The 12,416-nt window shown below is 52.7% G+C and carries 12 protein-coding genes; 5 read left to right on the top strand and 7 right to left on the bottom strand.

Going from position 1 to position 12,416, the window contains the following annotated elements; all coding sequences use genetic code 11:
* Nucleotides 1–22 precede the first annotated feature (22 nt).
* Nucleotides 23–2,203, bottom strand: a complete 2,181-nt coding sequence (locus V4U84_RS08235) for a YhgE/Pip domain-containing protein (RefSeq protein WP_334073604.1) — start codon at nucleotides 2,201–2,203, stop codon at nucleotides 23–25.
* A gap of 296 nt (nucleotides 2,204–2,499) precedes the next feature.
* On the opposite strand from V4U84_RS08235, the gene V4U84_RS08240 reads away from it, so the two are divergent.
* On the top strand, nucleotides 2,500–3,657 hold the full coding sequence (locus tag V4U84_RS08240) for an MGDG synthase family glycosyltransferase (RefSeq protein ID WP_334073603.1): 1,158 nt from the start codon (nucleotides 2,500–2,502) through the stop codon (nucleotides 3,655–3,657).
* A gap of 29 nt (nucleotides 3,658–3,686) precedes the next feature.
* Here the strand turns inward: V4U84_RS08240 and V4U84_RS08245 are convergent, their stop codons facing one another.
* Together V4U84_RS08245 and thpR are read right to left on the bottom strand one after the other, a co-directional pair.
* Complete coding sequence (locus V4U84_RS08245) at nucleotides 3,687–4,514, bottom strand: cell wall hydrolase (protein ID WP_334073602.1); 828 nt, start codon at nucleotides 4,512–4,514, stop codon at nucleotides 3,687–3,689.
* A 190-nt stretch (nucleotides 4,515–4,704) separates the two neighbouring features.
* Complete coding sequence (gene thpR, locus V4U84_RS08250; protein WP_334073601.1) at nucleotides 4,705–5,277, bottom strand: RNA 2',3'-cyclic phosphodiesterase; 573 nt, start codon at nucleotides 5,275–5,277, stop codon at nucleotides 4,705–4,707.
* Between the two features lie 158 nt (nucleotides 5,278–5,435).
* Between thpR and V4U84_RS08255 the strand changes: the two genes are divergently transcribed.
* Nucleotides 5,436–7,130: a methyl-accepting chemotaxis protein gene (locus V4U84_RS08255; protein ID WP_334073600.1), complete on the top strand. Its 1,695-nt coding sequence runs from the start codon at nucleotides 5,436–5,438 to the stop codon at nucleotides 7,128–7,130.
* A gap of 68 nt (nucleotides 7,131–7,198) precedes the next feature.
* Here the strand turns inward: V4U84_RS08255 and V4U84_RS08260 are convergent, their stop codons facing one another.
* From V4U84_RS08260 to V4U84_RS08270, 3 genes are all read right to left on the bottom strand, one after another.
* A complete protein-coding gene (locus V4U84_RS08260; protein ID WP_334073599.1) occupies nucleotides 7,199–7,534 on the bottom strand; it encodes a general stress protein in 336 nt (111 codons plus the stop codon).
* 202 nt (nucleotides 7,535–7,736) lie between these two features.
* Entirely contained in the window at nucleotides 7,737–8,516 is a 780-nt protein-coding gene (locus V4U84_RS08265) for a hypothetical protein (protein ID WP_334073598.1), read from the bottom strand.
* Between the two features lie 458 nt (nucleotides 8,517–8,974).
* Entirely contained in the window at nucleotides 8,975–9,331 is a 357-nt protein-coding gene (locus V4U84_RS08270) for a HesB/IscA family protein (RefSeq protein ID WP_334073597.1), read from the bottom strand.
* A 204-nt stretch (nucleotides 9,332–9,535) separates the two neighbouring features.
* Here V4U84_RS08270 and mqnE point away from each other — a divergent pair, with 204 nt between their 5' ends.
* Together mqnE and V4U84_RS08280 are read left to right on the top strand one after the other, a co-directional pair.
* The gene (gene mqnE, locus V4U84_RS08275; protein WP_334073596.1) at nucleotides 9,536–10,642 is read left to right on the top strand and encodes an aminofutalosine synthase MqnE; all 1,107 of its coding nucleotides are present in this window, start codon (nucleotides 9,536–9,538) and stop codon (nucleotides 10,640–10,642) included.
* Between the two features lie 84 nt (nucleotides 10,643–10,726).
* A complete protein-coding gene (locus V4U84_RS08280) occupies nucleotides 10,727–11,794 on the top strand; it encodes an NAD(P)/FAD-dependent oxidoreductase (RefSeq protein ID WP_334073595.1) in 1,068 nt (355 codons plus the stop codon).
* Between the two features lie 8 nt (nucleotides 11,795–11,802).
* On the opposite strand, the gene V4U84_RS08285 is transcribed toward V4U84_RS08280, so the two are convergent.
* Complete coding sequence (locus tag V4U84_RS08285; RefSeq protein ID WP_334073594.1) at nucleotides 11,803–12,045, bottom strand: DUF1450 domain-containing protein; 243 nt, start codon at nucleotides 12,043–12,045, stop codon at nucleotides 11,803–11,805.
* Nucleotides 12,046–12,127: 82 nt separating this feature from the next.
* Here V4U84_RS08285 and V4U84_RS08290 point away from each other — a divergent pair, with 82 nt between their 5' ends.
* Nucleotides 12,128–12,373: a NifU family protein gene (locus V4U84_RS08290; RefSeq protein ID WP_114496928.1), complete on the top strand. Its 246-nt coding sequence runs from the start codon at nucleotides 12,128–12,130 to the stop codon at nucleotides 12,371–12,373.
* Nucleotides 12,374–12,416: the final 43 nt, after the last annotated feature.

Consider the following 12,416-nt stretch of genomic DNA (forward strand, 5'->3'; position numbering starts at 1 on the left):
GCCGATACAGATATTAAGCTAATTAAGCCTCCAGGCTCGTTTCAGCGCTCACAATTTCGCTGTGTTTATGCATAACGAAGTAGAGCAGCGTCAACGCCAGGAAGACAACGGCGAAACCGGCGAGGATGCCGAGCTGATTCCAGGCATGGCTGAAATCGCCCGTGGAGACGACCGCTTTGTAGCCGCTGACGCTGTAGGTCATCGGGAGAAGCGGGTTGAACGCCTTCATCCAGTTCGGAATCAATTCCAGCGGGAAGGTGCCCGCGCTTGTGGTCAATTGGAAAATCAGCATCAGGATCGCCAGGAAGCGGCCGGGATTCTCAAGCCAAGTCACCAGCGCCTGAATAATAAACATGAAACACAAGCTCGTGACGAAGCTGAAGAGGAAGAACAGCGGAACGCTCTTCACTTCCAGGCCCAGTCCGTACAGCACCAGCAACGATGCCAGGAGGGATTGGACCAGGCTCATACCGGTAAAGGCGAGCCCGCGGCTCACAAACCGGTTCCAGGCGCTGGCCTCCGCCACGGACGATTCGCGGAGCGGGACTACCAGCGTGGAAATCAGAGCCCCCACGAACAGACCGAGCGACAGGAAGTAAGGAGAGAAGCCGGTTCCGTAGTTCGGCACTTCGCTAATCTTTTGTTCCTTGACTTGCACGGGCTCGGCGTACATGCTCACCAGCTTGTCGTTTTTCTTCACGCCGGACGTTTTTTCGGCCGCTTCATTCAGCTTCGAAGCCAGTTCGCCGGAGCCTTCGGTCAGCTTATCCATGCCGTCCTTCAGCTCGCCCGCACCGGCGCCAAGCTGCTTGGAACCGCTGGCCAGCGTTTCGACGCCGCCGGTCAGTTGGCCCATGCCGCCCTCGATCTTTTGGGCCCCCGCACTCAGCTTGCCCGCCCCTTGGACAAGTTCATGGCCGCCAGCCGCAGCCTCGGACAGTTTGCCGCCGAACAGCTGCAGACCCTCGGTCAACTGCTTTTGACCGGCCGTAAGCTGGTCGGCGCCTTGAACGAGCTGCCGCTGGCCCTGCGCCAACTGCTCGCTGCCTTGCAGCAGCTGACCGTGGGCGCTATGCAGTTCCCGGCTGCCCTGCAGCAATTGAGCCTGGGCTTGCCGGACCTGCTCGCTGCCTTGGGATACGGCCTTGCTGGCCGTCAGCAACTGTTGAACGGCCGGGTTTTGGGCCAGTTCCGGATTGCTCTTGGCCAACTGCTCCAAGCCTTGGGCCACGCTCTTCGCTCCCTCGGCCACTTTGGCGCCGCCTTCAGAGGAGGATTCCAGCCCGGCTACGAGCTTGCCGCTGCCTTCCTGAGCGGAAGTCAGGCCGGCTTTCAGCTTGTTCGCGCCTTCCGCAGAGGACTCCAGCCCGCTTTGCAGCTTCACGCCGCCTTCGTAAGCCTGGGTCGCCCCGCTCTCCAGCTTCTGTTCAGCCGCCTTCAGTTGGTTTAGCCCGCCGGACAGCTTCGCCGCGCCGGTTTGCACATCCGCGGCCCCTTTGCTCAAGTCCCCGGCGCCTTCCTGAAGCGGAGCGATGCCTTTGCCCAGTTTATTCGTCCCGGCGACCAGCTTCGCCAGGTTTTCTTTCAATTTCTGCGCGCCTTCGTCCAGCTTTACGGCCCCTTCATTCAGGGTGCTTGCGCCGGAGCCCGCGTCGTTCAAACCGCCGGACACTTTTTCCACCTGATCGAACAACGTCTCGGTGTACGCCTCCGTCACTTTGGCGGAGACCTTGGATTTAATCTCCTTCACGGCCGTACCGCCGATTTGCGCAGCCAGGAAATTGTAACCCTCGTTCGGCTCGAACATCAGCTCGGCCGGCTGCGGATTATCGTCCATGACCGTTGTGGCCTGCGACGAGAAGTTTTCCGGGATGACGATCGTCATATAATATTCGTTCGCTTCCATCCCTTTTTCCGCCTCTTCACGCGAGACGAATTTCCATGAGAAATCGTTGCCTTTCTTAAGTTCTTCAATCAGGTCCTTGCCGACCTGGAGCGATTTCCCTTCATACTCCGCCCCGGTGTCTTCATTGACGACCGCGACCGGAATTTCGTTCATTTTCCCGTATGGATCCCAAAACGCCGCCAAAAACATGCCGCTGTACAACACCGGTATGAACAGGACGACGATAATCGGGACAATGACTTTCGGTTTCTTGAAGGACGCAGCCAGGTCCTGAAAAAACACCGATATCGATTTCATGATAGTTCCCTCTCCTTCATCCCGTCTTTATTTTTTCTTGATTGACCAAAAATCTAATTCGGTCATTAAGTCATTCACTAATCTATCATTTCCCCCGGGGCATGACAAGAGCTTATTTTCTGTAATTTTCACAATGTATTTCCATCATGTTGTACGGCCCGGTCCGGCCCGCTCCCCGACCTAAGTCCAGCCGGAGACCAGTCCCCGGTCTCTTTTTAAAATGGCCGAAAAAAAATAAACTGAAATTGCGAACACCAATCTGTCGCGCAAACCAGTTTATTGAAGAGGTGAAACTTATGCCGTTTAAAAGAGTGCTGATCCTATCCGAAGGCTTCGGCAGCGGTCATACTCAAGCGGCCTACGCCATCGCCGCAGGTTTAAAGAAAATAGATCCCACGATTCGCGCTAAAGTGCTGGAGTTGGGCTCGATCCTTCATCCTGTTCTGGCTCCCTGGATTCAAGGCGCCTATCGTCTGACCGTGAACACGAGCCCCGCGCTTGTCGGCATGGTCTACCGCAAACAATACGAGAAGCCCGTAGGGCGTTTAACCCGCCTTGCGCTCCATAAATTATTTTACAATCATGCCTCGCGTTTTATCGAACAGATGAAGCCCGAGTTGATCATTTGCACGCATCCGATTCCCGGAGCCGTCATTTCCAGGCTCAAAGCTTCCGGTCTGACGGTTCCGCTGTTTACCTTGATTACCGACTACGACGCTCACGGCTCTTGGATCAGTCCGGAGGTCGACCGGTACTTCGTCTCCACTCCGGAGGTCCAAAACCTGTTGATCCGCCGGGGGGTGAGCCCTTCGGCTATCCAGGTGTCCGGCATTCCGGTCCATCCCGAATTCTGGATTCGGCAGGACAAAGCCTCCGTTCGGCGGGAACTGGGTCTCCGCCAGCTTCCTACCGTCCTGATCATGGGCGGCGGATGGGGGATGATGAAAGACGAACTGGTCGCCAAAATGTCCGAGTGGAAGGATCGCGTTCAGATCGTCTGCTGCATGGGCAGCAATGAGAAGCAGGCGGCCAAACTGCGCAGCCACCCGGGCCTGCAGCATTCGAATATCAAGATCCTCGGTTACACCCGCAATATCAGCCAATGGATGGACGCCTCGGACCTGCTCATCACCAAGCCGGGCGGCATGACTTGCACCGAGGGGCTGGCCAAAGGGATACCGATGCTGTTTTATGAGTCCTTGCCCGGCCAGGAGGAGAAAAACCGCGAATATTTTATGAAGATCGGATGCGGTACGGAACTGACCTCCGAAGATATGCTGGATTTTTGGCTGCATAAGCTGAGCCGCAATTTTTCCGGAAAAACACGCTCCCTTTCGGCAGAAAAACTAAATGGATCCCGCAGTTCTTATCAGCCGGATTGCTGCGCAAGGACGATCGCCGAACTGCTGTGTGCCCCTTACCGGACGGCGAATCTCCAGGGACGCCGGGCATAGCGAAACAAGCCGGAGGTTCGTGCCGGATTCTACTTATAGAATGTATGGTTTCCAATCACCTCCGCCTTATCCTTGGTACGGGCGATGGTTAAATCGGTGGCCAGCTTTAGCGACAAGAAATAGTATGTGTCGTCCGAAACCTCCTTGCGGCCGTTCAGCGCCTCATTTACGGCCCGGATCGTCTCTTTGTTCGGTTTGACCCTGTTTAGCCGGCCGTTTTGCACCGGACTGAACTGCGATTTTTGATAAATGACTTCCTTGATCGTATCGGGATAATTGGCGGACCGTAGCCGGTTTAAGACAACATTGGTGACAGCCACCTTGCCTTCGTACGGTTCGCCCTCTGCTTCTGCCATCACGATCTTTTGAAGGAGAAGCAGTTCCTCCTCGTCCAAAGCGTAGCTCCAGGTCGCCTGATCTTTATCCGCCTGGCTTAACAGCTTCGTTCGAGTGAAGAATAATTGGTCGGGGGGATGTAATGGGTCCGGAGTCTGTCTCTTGCTTCGGACTGCCGCCGCCTGGGTGCGCAGCCAAGCCCGTTCCGCCGCCAATTCCTTGAGCAGCAGCGTATGGCTTACTCCGGTTTCTTTTTTAGGACGCTTGATCTCAAGCGTAGTTAGATGCAAAAAAGCCGGCTGAAATGGCCTCTCGCCCGATTTCACGTTAACCGTGATGTTCCTGCCGACAGACGTCACAACGGCCCGGCTTGACTTCGAAGCATCCGGCACGCCGGGCATCTCCCGATGGCCTATCCGCTCCCGGCTCGAATGGGGTTGAAGCAAGTAAATGACTCCTAAACATACAAGAATCGCTCCGATCAGAAGCGCGACATAACGGTTTTGCCGAAAAATATACATAAAATAAAGACCTCCTGCCCGACAGTTCTCCCGAATGAGGAATGCGGCTCAACCCGGAAGATAACATCCATTGTAATGACACATTCTTTCATCTATGTAACCGAAAAAAAGAGTTTTGAATACAAATTCGATTTTTTTCAGCAAAAAAAGCCCTCCGAAAGGCCGGCGGGCATCATCATATTCGCTTGTGTCACCCCTGTAAAGCAATCCTCGCCACTTCTTCATACATCGGCGTCATACGCATGCGCGTCCGGTAAATCACCATGGCATCAACGGTCCAGGCCCCAAATTCCGGGACTTTCTCCTTTAAGATCGCGGGGTCAAAACGACCGCCTTCCTTGTACTTGCGCGCCAAGGTAATGTGCGGATTGTATGAACGGTCCTCGGGGATGTAACCAAGCTGCTTGTTGGCAACGACCACGCGATTTTGCAGTTCCCGCAGCGGTTCCAAATCCCCCTCCACTCCCGCCCACAACACCCTTGGGGCCGAAGGGCGGCCAAAATGCCCGCAGTTCCGGAACTCCAGAGAGAACGGCCGGATTCCTGCCGCCGCCTCCGAAAGCCCGTCCCGAATCTTTTCAATCCGATCCGGCGGCGTGTCGCCAAGAAACTGCACCGTAATATGGTAATCCTCGGGATAAACCCATTTTGAAAAGGCCAGCCGGTTCTTGTAATCTCCGCACCAAGCGGACAAGGCTTCCTTGATCGGAACCGGAAGCGGTATCGCCACAAAAATCCTCCACATCTCGTCTTTCTCTGCCACGGCTTGTCACCTCTTGTGAATATTAGTACATAATTCGTTTTTTAGACACATTACGACTGCTTTATTTAATATACGTCAATTTAATTCTCATTATAATTTGATGTAGACCTTTCACCCAGAAAAACAGCAAACCATTTGTAAGTGGGGTATGAAAATTTATGGGATTCGCTAAAAAAATAACCGCCGGTATCATCGGTCTTCTGCTGTTGGTCAGTGCGCTCATCGGGATCACCAGCTATCAAACGGCGTACCGTCAGGTCGAAGAAGCCGTGGGCGTCGAGACCGTTGGCTGCGCCAATATCACGACCGGGCTCGTGGATCCGGGCGTGATCGAGCGATTAAAAGAGGGGGATTCCTCGGGACTCGCGGCGCTGGAACAGCGCCTGAATTGGACCGTGGAGCACAAGCCGCTTTTTAAGGAGGTATTCATCCTTTCTCTGGACGGAAAAATCCTGGCCGCCGACCAAAATATTAAGAAGCGCGGCTATCAAGCCGGCGATTCGTTTTATTTCGACGCCTCCAGCCGAGACATGTTGATGCAGCACAAGCACTCCGTCTATACAAAAATATATAATTACGACGGGGTCAGCCTTCTTACCGGTTATGGTCCGATATTCAAAGATCATGATCCCACCAAGGAAATCGTGGGGCTCATGGCGATCAATTTCGACGCTTCCATTATAAATGAACGTGTCTGGGACATTCTCGGCCTCCCCTTCGCCATCGGAAGCGGGGTGTTCCTGCTCGCCATTATTATCGTCTACTGGTTTATTCACCGCATGGTGCGCCCGCTTGAACAGCTGTCCCGCCAGGTCAACCGCGTGGCTCAGGGGGATCTAACCGTCGCCCCGGTCGCCCTATCGGGCAAAGATGAAGTCGGAACGCTGTCCCGCGACATCGGCAATATGACCGCAAACTTGCGACAGCTGATTGCCGAAGTGAATCATACCTCCGTTCAAGTGGCTTCCGCCTCGCAGGAGCTCTCCGCCAGCAGCGAGGAAACCGGCAAGGCCAGCGAGCAGACCGTGGAAGTTACGCAAGCTCTCGCGGACGGTGCGGAAAGACAGCTGCGGAGCCTGGAGCAAAGCTCGGCCGCGCTGCAGGAAATGTCCGATTCCATTACTCTGATTGCCGACAACGCCGACGGGGTATCCCGGGAAACCCGGCTTTCGGCCACGGCCGCGAAAAAAGGAGCGGTCTCCATTGAACAAAGCGTACAACAGATGAATACGATCGAAGAAAAAATCGACACCCTTGCTTCCAGTATCGAATTGCTCAGCGGACAATCCAAGGAAATCCAGAGTATCCTGGACATCATTACGGAAATCGCCGCCGAAACCAACCTGCTGGCGATCAATGCGGCCATCGAGGCCGCCCGGGCGGGAGAACAAGGCAGCGGCTTCGCCGTGGTTGCCACCTCCGTCCGCAAGCTGGCCGAACGCAGCGCGGCATCCGCCCAGCAAATCGCCGAGTTGATTTCCTTTATCATCAAGCAAATGGAGCTGACGTCAAGCACGATGGGAGAGACTTCCCGCGAAGTGAAGCTCGGCGCGGAACTGGTCGATCATGCGGGCGAATCCTTCCAGGAAATTCAAAGGTCAACCGCCTCCGCAGCGGAGGCGGTCGCCCACGTTCGCGATACCGTCCACCAGTTGTCGGCCAAGTCCAGGCAGCTTGTCGAAGCGATGGAGCAGCTTGTGGGAATCGCCAACAATACGGTGGAAGGCAGTCTAACGATGTCGGCCGCTTCCGAGCAACAGCTTGCCGCTATGGAGGAAGTCGATGCTTCGGCCTCCTTCCTCTCCAACTTGTCGGAGAAGCTCCATACGCTGATCGACCGCTTTAAAATATAGCCGCCGGCGGGCATAAAGGCAAAGCGCCCTCATCCGGTAAGGATGGGGGCGCTTTTTATAGTTTAAGTTTAGTCCCGTTGACGTGCGCGTGCTTGGCCGCCCTTACGGCCGGCTTCCTCACGGCTCATTTTGCCGTCATTGCCATCGGAGTCGTTGCGGGCTTCGCCGCCCTTTTGTCCGATTTCCTGATAGAACTCTTTGCCATGCGAGCGTGAAGTGGCTTCCCCGCCTTTTTGGCCAATATCTTGATAGAACTCTTTATCATGACTGCGGGAAGTCGCTTCTCCGCCCTTTTTACCAATCTCTTGGTAAAATTCCTTATCATGATTTTTAGCTGTTGCTTCTCCTCCCAGACGACCGGCTTCCTCACGGCTCATTTTACCATCACGATTGTTATTTGCCATTTGAAATCACTCCTTATCGTTGTTTGGAAGGTACCGGCTGCCCGGTACGCTATTGTATTACCCCCTCCCGGCAAAATAAAACAGGAACCGTGATCTACGAAGTCCGATGTGAATTTCAACCGGATTTGAAAACGGCCCTCCCCAGAAAAAAGGACCACAGAGCGGAATGGTAAGCCTCTGTGATCCTTCTTTGATTGTTTTATTAAAGTGAATTAGGAACCAGCTCGTAATTATGACCATAGTTATTATCCCAATACGTTTGCCCACCGGTTGTGTACGAAATCGCATATTTAACATTTGTAGCACCCGGAACATTGATACTATAGTTCCAGTTTTCAACACTATTGAAATTATTCAAGGGGTGAGTATAAATGGCATAAGCCTCACGAGTCGTTGCCCAATCATCCGTAGTGTACAGGATCTTTACTTTTTTTTCAGGATCCAGATTTTTCACATAGATATCCCCGCTAAATTCACCATTGCTCAAAGTACTATTGGCGCTAAGCACATTGGGAGATCCCAAAATCACGGATCTAAGGGGTAAATTTCTATTCACCTCATTGTAATAATTCGCTGACCCATTGTTATCCCAATAAGTCTGGTTATTCACTTCGTATTGGATTGCAAATTTTATGGATTTCAGATTCTTCAACTCGGGATGATCTGTTGAAGCATCATTTCTGAAAATGCTAAAACGCCATTTCTCATGGCTTCCATCCGTCGGACCTACATAATTCGCACTCGTATCGTACCAAGTCGTGTCATCTGTCGTGTAATGGACCGTCACATTCTTCTCGGGTCCCAGATTAGCAACCTCAATATTGCCGCTGAATCCGACATATCCATTTTTATAAATTACGCTGACTTCCGAGTCAATAAGCTTGACCTCATCACCGCTCGCAAATGCCGATCCAGCAAAAGATACACCAAAAATCAGAGTAAACATCATCAAACCAGCAAATAATTTTTTTACTGCTTTCACAATTGTACCTCCTCTAATTTTAAATCTTCGCACCTGAGCCTGATCCGACAAGGAATACATTCATTTGTAGGTTTTATTGTTCTTTCATCCCTCCTTTAACACTTCGAAACCAACTTGTTATTTTCGGAAAGTTAATTATTTCCTATTCATAGAATAGTCTTGATGGAAGTTTATGTAAATAGTAAAAAAGTAGCATATTTTGTATATTTAGTAATACAATGCTTTGTCATGAAAAGTCTAAATATCAGGAAGGCAGTAAAGAACTCTTTCCTATGTCCGCCCGGCTAACAGCATAATAAAACGACCTCCATAGCGAATAATATCCGCCATAAAGGTCGTTTCACAGTCCTAACGCCCAATTTTAGGATTGTTAATATACCGGATGGGGGTTGCGGACTCGCTTATTTTCGCGTACAATCCGCAACTCCAAACGTTCGTTTGCGCCACTGCTACGTTTCTCAATCACAAACTTCCGGCCTGCCCTCTTCGTCCCTCATGCGGAACGATTGGCCGCAGCCGCAGGAAGCGATCGCGTTCGGATTATGGATCGTAAAACCGCCGGACATGCCGGATTCCTGGAAGTCGATCTCCAATCCGTTGAGGTAGCGTACGCTGTCCTTGCCGACAACCACTTTAATTCCTTTGACGTCCAGGTAGACATCCTCTTCGCTCTCCTGATCGTCCAGTCCCATACTATATGAAAAGCCGCTGCATCCGCCGGGGTTCACACCGAGGCGGAGAAACATATTCGGGGTTTCCTCCCCGGCAATCATGTCCTTGATTCGCTCGGCAGCACTATCCGAGATTTCAATCATAATCAACCCTCCTCTGTATATAAAAAGTATACTCCTTATCGTGTTTCCCCTCAAGCGGTGTGATTTTTATAACAGCAAACTCGAAACATCCCCGTTCCGCTTGTTGTCCCTTTCTCCGTCGAGGTTTATAATAGGAAGGGTGGTTAATCAGCCTGCCGGGATGAATCCGGTTAGGATTCTCCCCAGGGAAACGGAGGTATTATCATGTTCACTGCAGTAACGCCAAGCACCGATAAGAGAATGGCCGAAATCGTAGAGAAGGTAAGACAAGGTGAGCGCTTAACCCTGGAAGACGGGGTGTATTTATATGAAAGCGACGATTTGTTGACCATTGGTCAGTTGGCGAATGAAGTCAACTTGCGCAAGAACGGCAAGAAGGTTTATTTCATAGAAAATATGAGTTTATATTTCACCAATGTGTGCGAATCCCATTGCGCCTTCTGCAATTTCCGCAAGGATCAGGGGGAGGAAGGGGCCTACACGCTGTCGGGCGAAGAAATGATCGCCTACGTCGAGAAACATATTACTCCCGGCGTCCGTGAGTTCCACATTGTCGGCGGACATAATCAGCACGTTCCCTTCCAGTATTATGTCGACTCCCTCAAAGCCTTGAACGAGAGATTCCCCGACATTACACTGAAAGCCTACACGGCGGCGGAAATCGAATTCTTCACCCGGATCAGCGGACTCAGTACAAAAGAAGTGCTTATGGAACTGCAAAAGGCAGGATTAAAATCGCTGACCGGCGGCGGGGCGGAAATTTTGTCCGATCAATACCGGCAAAAGATGAAGGTAGAAAAAGCCAATGTCGACCAGTACCTGGATGTTCACCGGACGGCGCACCGGCTGGGGATGAGAACGCATACGACGATGCTGTACGGATCGATCGAATCGCATGAGGACCGGATTCGTCACATGCTGCAAATCCGCGGGCTTCAAGACGAAACGAACGGTTTCATGGTGTTCATCCCGCTGTCCATGCAGCCGCGCAATAAGAACGCCGGTATTATGCGGCGGAATTCGGCGTACGAGGATTTGAAGACCATCGCCATCAGCCGGTTGATGCTGGACAACATTCAGCATATCAAGGCTTATTTTATCAATATCGGGGTACAACTGACCCAGGTGGCTTTGACTTTCGGGGCGTCCGATGTGCACGGCACGATTCTGAGAGAGCAAATCAGCCACGCCGCGGGGGCGCTTACGCCGGACGGCTTGACCCGGAAAGAGCTCATTTGGCTCGTGAAGGGGGCCGGGCGCATCCCGGTCGAGCGGGACACGTTCTATAACGAAATCGAAGTTTACGAATAATGGATTCCGTATTACGACGTTCAACTATTTAAAAAAGGCTACACGGCGGGCGGTAAGCCCCCTGGCAGAAGGAGAACGGTGGCGATGAGGCAACTTGTCATTCTGGGTGGCGGCTATGGTGGAACGATGATTGTACACGAACTCTTCAAAGGGGGAATTCCGGCGGGTGTTCAAGTCATCCTGGTGGATCGGCTCCCGTTTCAAAGCTTAAAGACCGAGTACTACGCCTTGGCGGCCGGTACAGCATCGGATTACGAACTTCGCGTCCCTTACCCCCACTATGAGGGAATGTCAATCAAATACGGAGAGGCCGCATCGGTCGACTTGGACCGGCGCATCATTTATTTTGCGGACGAAGCGGAGGAACCGTTGTTTTACGATCAGCTCGTCATCGCCCTGGGTTGCACCGACAACTACCACAACATCCCGGGCGCGAAGGAATTCTCCTGCGGCATCCAATCTTTCGCTTCGGTGCGGGAATCCTATATGCTCTTGAACAACGCGAAGCCTTACAGCAAAGTCAACATCGTCGGCGGAGGGCTGAGCGGGGTCGAAATCGCCGCGGAGCTGCGCGAAAGCCGCCCCGATCTGAATATTGCCCTCATCGACCGGGGGGCGCGGCTGCTCTCGGCCTTCCCGCAAAAAGTGTCCACCTATGTGACCAGGTGGTTTCATGAACACGAGGTCGAGACGTTCTCCCATATCTCGATTACATCCCTGGAGCGGGGCGTGATCCATTACGAAGGCGGGGATATTGAATCCGATGTTACCGTATGGACCGCAGGGATCCAGCCGGTGGAGCTCGTTCAGAACCTGAACGTCCCCAAAGACCGGCAGGGCCGTGTTCTTCTCAATCCGTACCATCAAATTCCGGATTATCCCGAGGTATTCGTCTGCGGCGACTGCGCGAGCCTCCCGTTCGCACCCAGCGCCCAGGCGGCCGGAAGCCAGGGGCATCAGATCGCGGAGGTGCTTACCGCACTATGGCGCGGCGAAACGCCGAAATTACAGCCGATCAAGCTGCGGGGCACGCTCGGCTCGCTCGGCAAAAAGGCCGGTTTCGGCCTGATGGGCAAAACCCAGGTGACCGGCCGGGTACCGCGGCTGTTGAAAAGCGGCGTGCTCTGGAAATCGAAGCATCATTGGGGCTGATTAAGTGCTTATTCCCTGTTCTCATCGGCTTCGCTGATGAGTTCGATGATTCGCCGATACAGCCCTTCGGCCGTTTCCTCTTCAACGGTCTCGCCATCGAGCAGGCAATAAGGGGACATATAGCACATGCCGCATCCCGTAAGACAGCCGTATTCATAAACCTCGCAGTCATGCTGCTCCTTCAGGCGGTTCATGACTTGATCGGTGCCGAAGGCGGCATTGTTCGCACAAAATTCAACAATATGTTTCAAGCTGGTCCTCCCCGTCAGCGAAGCATTTAAATTTAAAGTTTTTTGTAATATAATATATAGGAAAGGAAAGGAGTTGAAAACAATGAGTGAAAACGTACAAGATAAATTGTATGACGAAGTTCTAGAAGTTTTGGATAAACTGCGCCCCTTCCTGCAACGCGACGGCGGTGACGTCGAACTGGTCGACGTGGAAGACGGCATCGTAAAGCTGAAACTGATGGGGGCCTGCGGCAGCTGCCCAAGTTCCACCATTACCCTCAAGGCAGGCATCGAGCGCGCACTGTTTGAAGAAGTGGAAGGCGTGCAAGAGGTCGTACAAGTATTTTAATGATATACAGCGCAAAATGAAACACGGTCCCCGGAATATCCGG

The organism is Paenibacillus sanfengchensis (assembly GCF_036864765.1).
Taxonomy (GTDB): Bacteria; Bacillota; Bacilli; order Paenibacillales; family Paenibacillaceae; genus Fontibacillus; species Fontibacillus sanfengchensis.